Origin of the sequence: Neotabrizicola paludis, assembly GCF_044142105.1 — a bacterium.
GTDB lineage: Bacteria > Pseudomonadota > Alphaproteobacteria > Rhodobacterales > Rhodobacteraceae > Pseudogemmobacter.
Map to the genome: position 1 here is coordinate 24,758 of NZ_JBGTYM010000005.1, position 12,468 is coordinate 37,225.

A 12,468-nucleotide genomic window follows, 5' to 3' on the forward strand; every position below is an offset into this window, starting at 1 on the left:
CTGCCCGACCGCAGGCTAGGCTGCGCCAAACGCCCGGAGTCGCGCATGGACCTGCCCGCTGCCAGCCTGACCACCCTTGCCCTCTGGCTGGACCTGACCGGCACCTTCGTCTTCGGCCTGTCGGGCGGCATGCTGGCCGTTCGCCGCCAACTTGATCTTTTCGGCGTCATTGTCCTGTCCACCGCCGCTGCCACGGCCGGGGGTGCCATTCGCGACATGGCGATCGGCGACCAGCCCGCCGCCGTGTTGCAGGACCCGCGCATCCTTCTGGCGGCCCTTGCCGCCGGCCTTGTCGCCTTCCTGGCCCACCGCCAGGTCGAGCGGCTGAACAAGCCCGTCATGCTGCTCGATGCGCTGGGTCTGGGCGTCTTTGCCGTCTCGGGCACGCAGAAAGCGCTGGAATTCGGGCTGAACCCCGCCGCGGCCTGCCTGATCGGCGTCCTGACCGCCGTGGGCGGCGGCGTGGTGCGCGATCTGCTGGTGACAGAGATCCCGCGCGTGTTGCGCGAAGACGTCTATGCCGTCGCGGCAATCCTTGGCGCGGGGCTGGTGGTGCTGGGCGACCATCTTGGCTGGCCGCCCCTGTTGATCGCCGCCTTGGGACTCGCGCTGACCTTCGCGATCCGCGTGGCCTCGGTGCGGCTTGGCCTGCGCATCCCGCGCGCTAAGCCTTGACCGGAACAGGCACTGGGCCTAAGCCATCGCTCATGGGGTCTGCGCCCACCCCGTGAGGCCCCGGCCCAAGTGTCGCATCCCTGACCCTTTGCCAAGGATGCCGCCATGCCCGCTTTCGGCCAGATCGCCCCCGCCCAGTTGATGCGCCTGATCGGCACGCCCGATGCGCCGCTGATCCTTGATGTCCGCCTGCCCGAGGATCTGGACAGCCTGCCCCGCCTGATCCCGACCACCCGCCTATGCCGCCATGACGCGCTGGACGGTCTTGCCGCGCCGCCCGGCCGCGTCGCCGTGATCTGCATGAGGGGCCGCAAGCTTTCCGAAGGCGCGGCGGCGCTTTTGCGCGCAAGCGGCTGGCAGGCCGAGGTGCTGGAAGGCGGCGCCGCCGCCTGGGCCGAGGCGGGCCTGCCGATGATCCCGCGCGCCGCCCTGCCGCAGACGCGCCTCTGGGTCACACGCCAGCGCCCCAAGATCGACCGCATCGCCTGCCCCTGGCTGATCCGCCGCTTCATCGACCCGCAGGCGCAGTTCCTTTACGTCGCGCCCGCCGAAGTGCCTGCCGTGGCCGAACGCTTCGGGGCCATTCCCTATGACATCCCCGATGTGACCTTCAGCCACCGCGGCGATCTGTGCAGCTTCGACGCCCTGATGCAGGATTTCGGCCTGATGACCGAGCCGCTGGAGCGCATGGCAAGGGTGATCCGGGCCGCAGATACCGACCGCCATGATCTTGCGCCGCAGGCCGCGGGGCTTCTGGCGCTTTCGGTCGGATTGTCACGCCAGTTTCGTGATGATCTGCAACAGCTTGAGGCCGGAATGATTCTGTATGACGCCCTGTATCGCTGGGCCCGGGACGGGTTCGACGAAGGCCATGACTGGCCGGCGGGGCGCCCGGCATGACCTCTGGCTTGACGCCCTCGCTGGACGAGCTGACGCGCACCTTCGCCCGCATCGGCTTTCTGTCCTTTGGCGGTCCCGCCGCGCAGATCGCGCTGATGCACCGGATCGTGCTGGACGAGAAACGCTGGGTCGACGAGGCCGATTACCTGCGCGCGCTGTCGCTGTGCATGCTTCTGCCCGGGCCGGAGGCCATGCAGCTCGCGACCTGGATCGGCTGGAAGCTGCACGGGGTCAGGGGCGGGCTGATCGCGGGCGGGCTGTTCGTCCTGCCCGGGGCCTGCGTCGTTCTGGCGCTGAGCATGATCTACGCCGCCTTCGGCCAGGTGCCGCTGATCGCGGCCTTGTTCGCGGGGGTTCAGGCCGCGGTCATCGCCATCGTGATCGAGGCGCTGCTGCGCGTGGCCAAGCGGGCGCTGAAGTCGCGGGCCGCCTATCTGGTGGCGCTGGCCGCCTTTGTCGGGCTGTTCTTCCTGAACCTACCCTTCCCGGTGATCATCCTGGCCGCCGGTCTCTGGGGCTATCTGCGCAGCCATGCCGTGCCCGCCACCCCTACACCGCCGCAACCCGGTGCGCTACGCGACAGCCTGCGCGCCGCGACCACCTGGCTCGCGATCTGGCTGGTGCCGCTCGGGCTGCTCTGTTCCACAGCGCCGCAACGACTGGTCGAGATCGGCATCTTCTTCTCGAAGCTCGCCATCCTGACATTTGGCGGCGCCTATGCGGTTCTGGCCTGGATGGCGCAGGAGGTGGTTGAGAACAAGGCCTGGCTCAGCCTAAGGCAGATGATGGACGGGCTGGGCCTGGCCGAGACGACGCCGGGGCCGCTGATCCTGGTCAATGAATTCGTGGGCTATATGGCGGGGCATGGCGCAGGCGGCTGGCCGATGGGCCTGGCCGGTGCCATCATCGCGCTGTGGATGACCTTCGTCCCCTGCTTCCTGTTCATCTTCGCGCTGGCGCCCTTTGTCCAGCGGCTGACCCATATGCCGCGCCTCTCGGGAGCGCTGGCCGCCATCACTGCCGCCGTGGTGGGCGTGATCGCCAATCTGTCGCTGTGGTTCGCCCTGCATGTCCTGTTCGGCACGGTCAGCGAGGTGCGGCTGGGGCCAGTTCACCTGTCCCTGCCAGAGCTTCTGACCCTGCGCCCCGCCGTCGCGCTGATCGCACTTGGCGCGGGCTTTCTGTTGCTGCGCAGGCATTGGCCGCTTCTTCTTGTGCTGGCGCTTTCGGCGGCGGCATCCGCGCTGGCCTCTGCTTTTGGCTGGGCATGATGCGGGCATGACCCCCGCCCCCTCTTCCCTTGCCCGACGAATCCCCTATGCTGGCGCTCAATTGGAAGGGATCGGTCATGGCGCGCGGCATTGATTACGGCAACCTCATGCACCAGGCGATGCGCGGCCTGATCCAGACCGTGCTGGCAGATGTTGCCCGTGACGGCCTGCCCGGGGCGCATCACTTCTTCATCACCTTCGACACCACCCATCCCGGCGTTGCCATCGCCGATTGGCTTCATGCGCGCTACCCATCGGAAATGACCGTGGTGCTTCAGCATTGGTATGAAAATCTCGAGGTCACAGACGAGGGTTTCTCTGTCACGCTGAATTTCGGCAACCAGCCGGAACCCCTGATCATCCCCTTCGACGCGGTGCGAACCTTTGTCGACCCTTCCGTCGAATTCGGCCTGCGCTTCGAAAGCCATGAGGAAGACGACGAGGACGAGGAAGACGGCGACGATCCCGACACCGATGGCGACGACAGCCCACGCCCCGAGGCCGAGGTCGTCAGCCTCGACAAGTTCCGCAAGACCTGACGCCAAGACCGGACAATTGGAAAGCGATCTCGCCCTTTTCCGCCGTCGGCTTCTCAAGAACCCGCGGCAGGTCTCTGCCATCGCGCCCTCCTCGCGCACTCTGGCGCGCGCGATGACGCTGGGGCTCGGTCCGCAATCGGGCCGCGTGGTCGAATTCGGCCCCGGCACCGGCCGCTTCACCGAGGCGATCCTGGCGCGCGGCGTACCGCCTGGCAATCTGACGCTTTTCGAGCTGGACGAGGAATTCGTCACCCATCTGCGCGCCAAGTTTCCCGGCGTGACGGTGCATCAGGCCGGGGCCGAGACAACAGCCGATCTGATGGATGCCGGGGTTCAGGTCGTGATCTCGGGCCTGCCGCTGCTGTCCATGCCCGAAACGGTGCGCGAAGGCATTGTCGGCGCGGCCTTCAAGGTTCTTGGCCCGCGTGGCACATATGTGCAATTCACCTATGGCCCCCGCCCGCCCCTGCCGCCGGAACAGATTGCCAGCCTTGGCCTCAAGGTCGATCGCGGCTTCAAGGTCTGGGCCAACCTTCCCCCCGCCCGCGTCTATCGCTTTCGCCGGACCTGAAGGCCGCTCCAGCCAAGACGGTATGCCAAGGTATGCCGATTGATTTCGCGGCGCTGCGGCGCTATCGGGGGCCGCGAGAGCATTGCAGGAGTCTTCCGATGACCGCGACCCGTACCGAGACCGACAGCTTTGGCCCGCTTGAGGTTCCTTCCGACAAGTATTGGGGCGCACAGACCCAGCGCTCGATCATCAACTTCCCGATCGGTTGGGAAAAGCAGCCCGTCCCGGTGATCCGCGCGCTGGGCGTGATCAAGAAGGCCGCGGCCACCGTAAACGCGGCGCAGGGCGATCTGGATGCCGCGCTGGCCGAGGCGATCAAAGCCGCCGCGCAGGAAGTGATCGAGGGCAAGTTCGACGACAATTTCCCGCTGGTCGTCTGGCAGACCGGGTCCGGCACGCAATCGAACATGAATGCCAACGAGGTGATCTCGAACCGCGCCATCGAAATGCTGGGCGGCGTGATGGGCTCGAAGAAGCCCGTCCATCCGAATGACCATGTGAACATGGGCCAGTCCTCGAACGACACATTCCCGACCGCAATGTATGTGGCGATCGGGATGCATGCGCGCGACGTGCTGATCCCGGGGCTGGAAAAGCTTTCCAAGGCGCTCTGGGCCAAGGTCGAGGAGTTCAAGGACATCATCAAGATCGGCCGCACCCATACCCAGGATGCGACGCCGCTGACGCTGGGCCAGGAGTTTTCCGGCTACGCGACCCAGGTCGACAAAGGCATCGCCCGGGTGAAGATGTGCCTGACCGACATTTACGAACTGGCGCAGGGCGGCACCGCCGTCGGCACCGGGCTGAACACCCGCAAGGGCTATGACGCCGCCGTCGCGGCCGAGATCGCCAGGATCACCGGCCTGCCCTTCGTCACCGCTCCGAACAAGTTCGAGGCGCTGGCGGCGCATGACGCGATGGTGATGTTCTCGGGCGCGCTCAAGACGGTCGCGGCGGCCCTGTTCAAGATCGCCAATGACCTGCGTCTGCTGGGTTCCGGCCCGCGTTCGGGCCTGGGAGAGCTGATCCTGCCGGAAAACGAGCCGGGCTCCTCGATCATGCCGGGTAAGGTGAACCCGACCCAGGCCGAGGCGCTGACCATGGTCTGTGCCCATGTCATGGGCAATGATGCGGCGGTTGGTTTCGCCGGGTCGCAGGGGCATTTCGAACTGAACGTCTACAATCCGATGATGTCCTATAACGTGCTGCAATCCATGCAGCTTCTGGGCGATGCGGCCTCGTCCTTCACCGACAACATGGTGGTCGGCACCCAGGCCAATGTGGCGCGGATCGACAAGCTGATGAAGGAAAGCCTGATGCTGGTGACGGCGCTGGCCCCGACCATCGGCTATGACAACGCCACCAAGGTTGCGAAGACCGCCCACAAGAACGGTACCACTCTGCGCGAGGAGGCGATTGCCCTGGGCTTCGTCGATGCCGAGACCTTCGACCGCGTCGTGCGGCCCGAAGACATGATCGGACCGAAGGGCTGAGTGTCGGAGGGCTGATGGCCGAGATCGTCAACCTGCGCACCGCGCGCAAGCAGGCGGCCCGCAAGGCCGCCCGCGCCACGGCGGATGCGCAAGCGGCGAAATTCGGGCGCAGCAAGGCCGAGAAAGAGTTGCAGCAGGCGCGCGCCGAAAAGGCGGCGCGCGATCTTGACGCCCATCACCGCGACCGCGAGCAGGATCAGGATTAACCGGCATTTAACCACCCTGCGCGAGCCTGTCGCGCAGGAGGTGCGCTATGAAGGATCTGCCTGTCCCGATCACCCCGGATCGCTGGGTCGCGCATCTCTTTTCCGCCCGCAGCGCGGCCGAAGGCGGCATCGTCCGCCGCAAGGTGCAGGATGTAGACCGCATCCTGGGCCGCGACCGTTTTCTCCATGAAGTGCGGCGTCGGGGTTTTCGTGTGGTCGAAAACGCGGGCCAGTTCATCATCTTCTGCAACCGCGAGCCGGTGCGGATCGTCCTGTGACCGGCCTCAGGCTGCAAATCTTTTCGAAAAGATTTGCAAAATCCTTCGAAGGATTTTGCGTGTAGCGGCCGCCTGCGCTATGCGCAGATCATGTCCGCCCGCCCAATCAAACACTCGCTGACCCTTCAGGGCCACCGCACCAGCGTCTCGCTCGAATCAGAATTCTGGGACGCTTTCCGCACGCTTGCCGCCGAACGCGGCCAAAGCCTCAACGAGCTTGCCGCCGAAATCGATGGCAGCCGTCCGCCCGAGACCGGCCTCGCCTCGGCGATCCGCGTCTTCGTGCTGAACCACTATCGCTCCGCCGCGCGCTGAAGCGCGGGCACCAGATCGCCATAGCCGGTGAAGCGCCGCTCATAATCCAGCCCCAACCGCGCCGCGCAGTCGCGCGCCTTGGCATCCAGGGCGGGATCCTCGGTCTGGGCCTGATAGACCAGCTTGGTGTAATTGCCGAACAGCATGTCGCGCAGCTCGGGATGGCGGTCCAGCCCCATCGGCTTCCACACGAAGGCATCGAACTGCCGCACCAGAAAATCGGTCAGGTAAAAGGCGGTGAACTCGGTCTCCGATTTCTCGGCGAAAACCGCATTCCCTTCAAAGAACGAATAGCAATGCGGGCCCTCGATCATCTCGACGCCCAGTTGCTTGCACTTTTCCTGCAATTGCCCGCCCGTGCCGCAATCGGCATAGACCACCAGCACCGCGGCATAGTCGCCCCGCCGCTCCAGCACCGCCTCTTCGACCGCCTGGGTGATCCGGTCGGGCCAAAGATGCAGTTTGGCGGGCAGGCATTGCAGGTCGAGATGGTCCCAGCCATTCGCTGCCTTCACCGCCAGAATCTCATGCGCCAGCGCGCCACAGGCGATCAGCAGAACCCGGCCCGTCTGCGCGGGCGCCAGCCCCGTTTCGGTCAGAACCGCATCGTCCGGGGCATCAGGCGACTTCCCGGCGCCTAGCGCCACTGCCGCGCGCCCAGGATCAGGCTGCCCATCACCGCCGCGAAAGACAGCGCCAGAAGCGGCACATGCGCCCAAAGCGCCAGAATCAGCGTCGTCCCCGCCGCAAGGATCACCAGGCAGAGCATCCCGAGGAAATGGGTCAATGGCATCATCCAGCCCTCCACATTCCAAATGTGGCCCCCCTTGTCGCGGAATCCAAGTCACGAAACGACGAGACCCCGGAAATTCCGGGGCCTTTGCAAGACATCGCCGGAAATTCCGGCTCAGGCGCCCAGCTGGTTGTGCTTGCGCGCCACGAAGGTCTTGGCGGTCTCCACCGCCACGGCGGCATCGCGGCAATAGGCATCGGCGCCGATCGCCTTGCCGAATTCCTCGTTCAAGGGCGCGCCACCCACGAGGACGATGTAATCCTCGCGCATGCCCTTTTCCTTCATCGTGTCGATCACAACCTTCATATAGGGCATGGTCGTGGTCAGCAGCGCCGACATGCCCAGGATATCGGGCTTCTCGGCTTCAAGCGCGTCGAGATATTTCTCGACCGAATTGTTGATGCCCAGGTCCAGCACTTCGAAGCCCGCGCCTTCCATCATCATCGCGACAAGGTTCTTGCCGATGTCGTGGATGTCGCCCTTCACCGTGCCGATCACCATCTTGCCCATGCGGGGCGCCCCGGTTTCAGCCAGCAACGGCTTGAGGATGTGCATCCCCGCCTTCATCGCATTGGCCGAAAGCAGCACTTCCGGCACGAAGAGGATGCCGTCGCGGAAATCGTCACCGACGATCTTCATGCCTGCAACCAGCGCCTTGGTCAGAACGTCATAGGGCGTCCAGCCGCGTTCCAGAAGGATCTCGGTGCCTTCCTCGATCTCTTCCTTGAGACCGTCATAGAGATCGTCATGCATCTGCAAGACCAGCTCGTCATCGGGCAGTTCGGAAAGGATGATCTCGTCGTCGGCCATCTGGGCGCTCCAAGAAAGGGCGGTGTCTGCCTGTTGCATGGGCCGAAAGCGCCCTTGCGACTGCTCATTAAGCGACATGCCCGGAATGAAAGCCGACAGCAAGAAAAATGCGCAGCACGAGGGATAGCGCATGTTCCCATTTTGTTCTAGTTTGGTGCCATGGAAAAGGCGCCCCACCCCTCGCTCCTGCAAGGCCAGCGCCTCCGCGCCCGCGGGGCCGCGTCGAACGAGACCGGGCGGTACGAGCCGACCCGGCGCGAGGCTGCCGACGACGGCTGGGATCTGCCCGAGGAAGACCGGCTGATCGTCAGCGAAGTGCGGCTGGAAAGGCCGCGCTCGGCGCTCAGCTGGAACCGCTCGCCCGATCTGCCCTTCGACCGCAGCGTCAACCCCTATCGCGGCTGCGAACATGGCTGCGTCTATTGCTTCGCCCGCCCGACCCATGCCTGGCTGAACCTCTCGCCCGGCCTCGATTTCGAAACCCGGCTCATCGCGCGCCCCGGCATCGGCGCCGTGCTCGACCGCGAGCTGCGCGCCCGCAGCTACCGCGTCGCCACCGTGGCCCTTGGCACCAACACCGATCCCTACCAGCCGATCGAGGCGAAGCACCGGGTGATGCGCGAAATTCTCGAGGTTCTCTCCGCCTTCAACCACCCCACGGCAATCACCACCAAGGGCACCCTGGTCGAAAGCGATCTCGACATCCTCGCCCCGATGGCGGCGCAGGGCCTGCTGCGGGTCGGCATCTCGGTCACCACGCTCGATCCCGGCCTGTCACGCCGCATGGAACCCCGCGCCGCCGCCCCCGCCCGGCGGCTGGCGGTGATCCGGCGGCTCGCGCAGGCCGGCATTCCGGTGCGGGTCATGGTTGCGCCGGTCATTCCCGGCCTGACCGACCACGAGCTTGAGCCGATCCTTGCCGCCGCACGCGAGGCCGGGGCGCAGGGCGCGAGCTGGATCATGCTGCGCCTGCCGCTTGAGGTCGCCCCCCTGTTCCGGGACTGGCTGGATCGTTCGGAACCGGGCCGCGCCGCCAAGATCATGGCGCGCATCCGCGAAAGCCGAGGCGGCAAGGACTATGACGCCGCCTGGGGCCAAAGGATGCGGGGCGAGGGCCTGTGGTCGCGGCTGATCGGCCAGCGCTTCGACAAGGCCTGCGCGCGGCTGGGCTATACCAATCGCCTGCCGCCCCTGCGTTGCGACCTGTTCCAGCCGCCCCTGGCACGGGGCGACCAGCCAAGCCTGTTCTAGCGTTATTGCTGCACCTTGCGCGGATGCTAAGGTGGAACATCAAACCTTCTCAAGGAGCGTACGGTGCCCCGAAGAATCCCGGAAAGCGTTGAGCAGGAACTGTCGCGATGGGGAGAAAGGGCAGACCTTGGAGTCCTGGTCGCTGGACTGGGCAACTGCCTTCTCGCCGTGGCCTATGCCAATGAGTTCTGGCCGGAGTTCGAGGTCAACCGGGATTACATCCTTCGCGCAGGCTGTCCGGACAACCGGATCGACGCCTTCGAACGGCAGCCCAACGCAACGCCGAAATCCGTAGAATGGGTGTTAAACCATCTGCACCTCGCGGACATTCAAGCTCACGGATGCGAGGACTGCACGAAGGACAAGCTGATCTATCTCGGCAACATTCTAAAGGAGATCTACCAGGCGAAGTTAGCTTGGCAGTTCCCCGACAGACCCTGCATCGTCGAGTTTTATCAGCCCGAAGACCCGGATGATCTGATCGAATACCAGATTAGTTTCTGGCAGGCAAAGCACGACTAAGGTCGACGCGCCGCCTGCGATCAGCGGGCCCACCGAAACCCTCAGCCCCGCCGTCCGCGCCGTTCGCGCCGCACCGGGCCTTCGCCATCCGTCCCGTCCGAAGCCGAGGAGAAGCCGCCCAAATGCGCGGAGATGTCTTCCAGGGTCGGCACCGGCCCCTTGGGGCGGCTTTCCAGCGCGGCGCGCATGGCGCGCAGATGCTCGGGCATGGTGCCGCAGCAGCCGCCGATGATGCGCACCCCCGCATCCCGCGCCAGCACCGCATATTCCGCCATCAGTTCTGGCGTGCCGTCATAATGGATATGGCCATCGTGATACTTCGGAATGCCCGCGTTGCCCTTGGCGATGATCGGCCGATGGCTGCCCGCGCCGACAAAGCCCATCACCGTGCGCATCAGGTCGCTCGCGCCCACGCCGCAATTGGCGCCAAAGGCGATCGGCGGATTGGGCAGCTTCTCGACCAGTTCGGCCATCGCCGCCGAGGTCACGCCCATCATCGTGCGCCCCGCCGTGTCAAAGCTCATCGTGCCGCACCAGGGCATCCCGGCCAGCGCCGCCGCTTCGGCCGCCGCGCGATATTCCTCGGGCGCGCTGATCGTCTCGATCCACAAGACATCCGCGCCGCCTTCCTTCAGACCCTCGGCCTGCTCATGAAAGATCTCCACGGCAGCGGCATGGGTCAGCGTGCCCATCGGCTCGAAGATCTCGCCCGTCGGCCCGACCGAACCCGCAACGACGACCGGCCGCCCGGCGGCATCGGCGATCTCGCGGCCCAGCTCCGCGCCGACGCGATTCAGCTCGCGCACGCGGCCCTGAGCATTGTGCAGCTTAAGCCGCGCGGCATTGCCGCCGAAAGTGTTGGTCAGGAAGATGTCCGACCCGGCCTCGACCGCGCCGCGATAGAGCGTGCGGATATTGTCGGGCTGGTCGGTGTTCCACAATTCCGGTGGCTCGCCCGAGGCGAGGCCCATGTTGAACAGGTTGGTTCCGGTTGCCCCATCGGCCATCAGCCAGTCGCGGCTTGCCAGCAGGCGGCTCAGCGCGTCGTCACTCATCTTTCACCTCCGGGGTCGGGTTGTCTTCAACCCGTTTTCCTCTGCCATGCGGCCCCGGTCGATGCAATTTCATTCTCGTTCTCCGGCGGCAGCGCCCCCTGGCCCTGCCCTGACCCCAGGCGCCCGTCTGCACGAATGCAAAGGGGCCGTCCCGGTATGATCCGGCACGGCCCCTGGTCTCGCGCTTCTGGCGCGGATCAGATCTCGCTCATCAACTGCGCCTTGGCCACCGGCATCAGTTCGGCCACCTTGGCGCGCACCTCGTCGGCCGTGGCCTTGCCCGCCAGATCGGCCACGATCTTGCGCACCACGTCCTCGCTGCCTGCTTCCTCGAAATCGGCTGCCACCACCTCGCGCGCATAGGCATCGGCGGCGTCGCCCGTCTTGCCCATCAGCCCGGCGGCCCAAAGCCCCACAAGCTTGTTACGCCGCGCCTCGGCCTTGAACTGCATCTCGCTGTCATGGGCGAATTTGCTCTCGAAGGCATTCTCGCGATCGTCAAAAGTGGTCATCTCGGTCTCCCTCGGGGCGATGGACGTCTTTACCGTCATATGCCCAGAGCGAGCCAGTCCTGCAAGGGTATCCTGCATCGGCGGGGTCCGCGTCCCGCGCGGGCGCCTTGCGGCGGCACGGCCCTTGGCTTATAGGCCAAGGCCAAAGCTTCCGGGGTGGCGCCGCCGCCCCTTTTTGTCCTTTCCGTTTCGGGATGCATGATGGCACGGCGCAAGAAGGTCTATGAAGGCAAGGCCAAGATCCTGTTCGAAGGCCCCGAACCCGGCACGCTGATCCAGTATTTCAAGGACGATTCCGCCGCCGACAATGTGGCGCCGATCTCGACCGCGACCGAAGGCAAGGGCGTGCTCAACAACCGCCTGTCAGAATTCTTCATGTCCGGCCTAAACGCCATCGGCGTGCCCACGCATTTCATGCGCCGTCTCAACATGCGCGAACAGCTTGTCCGCATGGCCGAGATCATCCCGCTCGAGATCGTGGTGCGCAACTTCGCCGCAGGCGACCTGTCGCGCCGCCTTGGCATTCCCGAAGGCACGCCGCTGCCGCGCCCGATCGTCGAATATTACTACAAGGACGACAAGCTGGGCACGCCGCTCGTCTCCGAAGAACATATCATCGCCTTCAACTGGGCCAACCAGCAGGATCTCGACGATATGGTCGCGCTGGCCCTGCGGGTGAACGATTTCCTGTCCGGCGTCATGCTGGGCGTGGGCGTGCGGCTGATGGATTTCCGCCTGGAAGTCGGCCGGATCTGGGAAGGCGACTATATGCGCCTGATCGTCGCCGATGAAATCAGCCCTGAATCGATGCGGCTCTGGGATCTGCGCCTGCCCGAACGCGCCGACGGTTCGGTCGATGATCCCGGCCCCTTGGCCGATGTCCATACCGAACTGGCCCGGCGCCTGGGCGTCCTGCCCTCGAATGTCACCCATACCACCAAGCCTTCGCTGATCAACTGAGCCCCGGAGAAGCCCGATGAAAGCCCGCGTCACTGTCATGCTGAAATCCGGCGTCCTTGATCCGCAGGGCGAGGCGATCCGCCATGCGCTCGGCTCGCTGGGCTTTTCCGGGGTAGAAGGCGTGCGCCAGGGCAAGGTGATCGAGCTGGACCTCGCCACCTCGGATGCCGCCAAGGCCGAAGCCGAGGTCAAAGCGATGTGCGAGAAGCTCTTGGCAAATACCGTGATCGAAAGCTACCGCGTCGACCTGGCCTGACCGGCAGTGCCGGTCCGATCCTTCGCCGAAGGATCGACGATCTTGATTTTTCGGCGAAAAA

At 65.3% G+C, this 12,468-nt stretch carries 18 protein-coding genes; 13 read left to right on the plus strand and 5 right to left on the minus strand.

Translation table 11 applies throughout. The features are described from left to right. Positions 1-45 precede the first annotated feature (45 nt). The 9 genes from ACED67_RS12160 (at position 46) to ACED67_RS12200 (ending at position 6,248) form a co-directional block, all read left to right on the plus strand. On the plus strand, positions 46-675 hold the full coding sequence (locus ACED67_RS12160) for a trimeric intracellular cation channel family protein (RefSeq protein ID WP_395541912.1): 630 nt from the start codon (positions 46-48) through the stop codon (positions 673-675). Between the two features lie 105 nt (positions 676-780). Next, positions 781-1,575 carry a chromate resistance protein ChrB domain-containing protein gene (locus ACED67_RS12165; RefSeq protein ID WP_395541913.1) on the plus strand — a complete coding sequence of 265 codons (795 nt, stop codon included), beginning with the start codon at positions 781-783 and terminating at the stop codon, positions 1,573-1,575. Beyond that, positions 1,572-2,846: a chromate efflux transporter gene (gene chrA, locus ACED67_RS12170; protein ID WP_395541914.1), complete on the plus strand. Its 1,275-nt coding sequence runs from the start codon at positions 1,572-1,574 to the stop codon at positions 2,844-2,846. Before ACED67_RS12165 ends, chrA begins: the two co-directional genes overlap by 4 nt. A gap of 77 nt (positions 2,847-2,923) precedes the next feature. Next, entirely contained in the window at positions 2,924-3,385 is a 462-nt protein-coding gene (locus tag ACED67_RS12175) for an SspB family protein (RefSeq protein WP_395541915.1), read from the plus strand. 16 nt (positions 3,386-3,401) lie between these two features. After that, positions 3,402-3,956 carry a class I SAM-dependent methyltransferase gene (locus tag ACED67_RS12180; RefSeq protein ID WP_395541916.1) on the plus strand — a complete coding sequence of 185 codons (555 nt, stop codon included), beginning with the start codon at positions 3,402-3,404 and terminating at the stop codon, positions 3,954-3,956. 98 nt (positions 3,957-4,054) lie between these two features. Continuing rightward, positions 4,055-5,449, plus strand: coding sequence for a class II fumarate hydratase (gene fumC, locus ACED67_RS12185; RefSeq protein ID WP_395541917.1), 1,395 nt, complete (start codon positions 4,055-4,057; stop codon positions 5,447-5,449). A 14-nt stretch (positions 5,450-5,463) separates the two neighbouring features. After that, a complete protein-coding gene (locus ACED67_RS12190; protein WP_395541918.1) occupies positions 5,464-5,655 on the plus strand; it encodes a DUF4169 family protein in 192 nt (63 codons plus the stop codon). Positions 5,656-5,702: 47 nt separating this feature from the next. Next, positions 5,703-5,933, plus strand: a complete 231-nt coding sequence (locus ACED67_RS12195; protein WP_395541919.1) for an N-(5'-phosphoribosyl)anthranilate isomerase — start codon at positions 5,703-5,705, stop codon at positions 5,931-5,933. Between the two features lie 90 nt (positions 5,934-6,023). Then, entirely contained in the window at positions 6,024-6,248 is a 225-nt protein-coding gene (locus ACED67_RS12200) for a ribbon-helix-helix domain-containing protein (protein ID WP_395541920.1), read from the plus strand. On the opposite strand, the gene ACED67_RS12205 is transcribed toward ACED67_RS12200, so the two are convergent. From ACED67_RS12205 to ACED67_RS12215, 3 genes are all read right to left on the minus strand, one after another. Next, positions 6,227-6,895: a DUF1638 domain-containing protein gene (locus ACED67_RS12205; protein ID WP_395541921.1), complete on the minus strand. Its 669-nt coding sequence runs from the start codon at positions 6,893-6,895 to the stop codon at positions 6,227-6,229. The two genes, ACED67_RS12200 and ACED67_RS12205, sit on opposite strands and share 22 nt — an antisense overlap. After that, positions 6,886-7,044, minus strand: coding sequence for a hypothetical protein (locus tag ACED67_RS12210; protein ID WP_395541922.1), 159 nt, complete (start codon positions 7,042-7,044; stop codon positions 6,886-6,888). The genes ACED67_RS12205 and ACED67_RS12210 overlap by 10 nt, the downstream gene beginning before the upstream one ends. 111 nt (positions 7,045-7,155) lie before the next feature. Further along, positions 7,156-7,851 carry a cobalamin B12-binding domain-containing protein gene (locus ACED67_RS12215; RefSeq protein WP_395541924.1) on the minus strand — a complete coding sequence of 232 codons (696 nt, stop codon included), beginning with the start codon at positions 7,849-7,851 and terminating at the stop codon, positions 7,156-7,158. Positions 7,852-8,010: 159 nt separating this feature from the next. Between ACED67_RS12215 and ACED67_RS12220 the strand changes: the two genes are divergently transcribed. Both ACED67_RS12220 and ACED67_RS12225 read left to right on the plus strand, forming a co-directional pair. Then, positions 8,011-9,102 carry a PA0069 family radical SAM protein gene (locus tag ACED67_RS12220; RefSeq protein WP_395541925.1) on the plus strand — a complete coding sequence of 364 codons (1,092 nt, stop codon included), beginning with the start codon at positions 8,011-8,013 and terminating at the stop codon, positions 9,100-9,102. 63 nt (positions 9,103-9,165) lie between these two features. Next, positions 9,166-9,624 carry a hypothetical protein gene (locus ACED67_RS12225; protein ID WP_395541926.1) on the plus strand — a complete coding sequence of 153 codons (459 nt, stop codon included), beginning with the start codon at positions 9,166-9,168 and terminating at the stop codon, positions 9,622-9,624. 41 nt (positions 9,625-9,665) lie between these two features. On the opposite strand, the gene bmt is transcribed toward ACED67_RS12225, so the two are convergent. Then, on the minus strand, positions 9,666-10,679 hold the full coding sequence (gene bmt / locus ACED67_RS12230; RefSeq protein WP_395541927.1) for a betaine--homocysteine S-methyltransferase: 1,014 nt from the start codon (positions 10,677-10,679) through the stop codon (positions 9,666-9,668). Between the two features lie 197 nt (positions 10,680-10,876). Next, the gene (locus tag ACED67_RS12235) at positions 10,877-11,191 is read right to left on the minus strand and encodes a DUF1476 domain-containing protein (RefSeq protein WP_395541928.1); all 315 of its coding nucleotides are present in this window, start codon (positions 11,189-11,191) and stop codon (positions 10,877-10,879) included. Positions 11,192-11,392: 201 nt separating this feature from the next. On the opposite strand from ACED67_RS12235, the gene ACED67_RS12240 reads away from it, so the two are divergent. Both ACED67_RS12240 and purS read left to right on the plus strand, forming a co-directional pair. Then, the gene (locus tag ACED67_RS12240; RefSeq protein WP_395541929.1) at positions 11,393-12,151 is read left to right on the plus strand and encodes a phosphoribosylaminoimidazolesuccinocarboxamide synthase; all 759 of its coding nucleotides are present in this window, start codon (positions 11,393-11,395) and stop codon (positions 12,149-12,151) included. Between the two features lie 16 nt (positions 12,152-12,167). Then, entirely contained in the window at positions 12,168-12,407 is a 240-nt protein-coding gene (gene purS, locus ACED67_RS12245; RefSeq protein ID WP_395541930.1) for a phosphoribosylformylglycinamidine synthase subunit PurS, read from the plus strand. The last annotated feature ends 61 nt before the right edge of the window (positions 12,408-12,468 follow it).

Excerpts from the sequence above, each read along its gene's own strand:
- ACED67_RS12215 (WP_395541924.1), bottom strand. The coding sequence starts at position 7,851 with ATGGCCGACGACGAGATCATCCTTTCCGAACTGCCCGATGACGAGCTG.
- ACED67_RS12165 (WP_395541913.1), top strand. The coding sequence starts at position 781 with ATGCCCGCTTTCGGCCAGATCGCCCCCGCCCAGTTGATGCGCCTGATC.
- ACED67_RS12160 (WP_395541912.1), top strand. The coding sequence starts at position 46 with ATGGACCTGCCCGCTGCCAGCCTGACCACCCTTGCCCTCTGGCTGGAC.
- ACED67_RS12190 (WP_395541918.1), top strand. The coding sequence starts at position 5,464 with ATGGCCGAGATCGTCAACCTGCGCACCGCGCGCAAGCAGGCGGCCCGC.
- fumC (WP_395541917.1), top strand. The coding sequence starts at position 4,055 with ATGACCGCGACCCGTACCGAGACCGACAGCTTTGGCCCGCTTGAGGTT.
- ACED67_RS12220 (WP_395541925.1), top strand. The coding sequence starts at position 8,011 with ATGGAAAAGGCGCCCCACCCCTCGCTCCTGCAAGGCCAGCGCCTCCGC.
- ACED67_RS12210 (WP_395541922.1), bottom strand. The coding sequence starts at position 7,044 with ATGATGCCATTGACCCATTTCCTCGGGATGCTCTGCCTGGTGATCCTT.
- ACED67_RS12175 (WP_395541915.1), top strand. The coding sequence starts at position 2,924 with ATGGCGCGCGGCATTGATTACGGCAACCTCATGCACCAGGCGATGCGC.
- ACED67_RS12195 (WP_395541919.1), top strand. The coding sequence starts at position 5,703 with ATGAAGGATCTGCCTGTCCCGATCACCCCGGATCGCTGGGTCGCGCAT.
- ACED67_RS12240 (WP_395541929.1), top strand. The coding sequence starts at position 11,393 with ATGGCACGGCGCAAGAAGGTCTATGAAGGCAAGGCCAAGATCCTGTTC.
- ACED67_RS12200 (WP_395541920.1), top strand. The coding sequence starts at position 6,024 with ATGTCCGCCCGCCCAATCAAACACTCGCTGACCCTTCAGGGCCACCGC.
- chrA (WP_395541914.1), top strand. The coding sequence starts at position 1,572 with ATGACCTCTGGCTTGACGCCCTCGCTGGACGAGCTGACGCGCACCTTC.
- bmt (WP_395541927.1), bottom strand. The coding sequence starts at position 10,679 with ATGAGTGACGACGCGCTGAGCCGCCTGCTGGCAAGCCGCGACTGGCTG.
- purS (WP_395541930.1), top strand. The coding sequence starts at position 12,168 with ATGAAAGCCCGCGTCACTGTCATGCTGAAATCCGGCGTCCTTGATCCG.
- ACED67_RS12235 (WP_395541928.1), bottom strand. The coding sequence starts at position 11,191 with ATGACCACTTTTGACGATCGCGAGAATGCCTTCGAGAGCAAATTCGCC.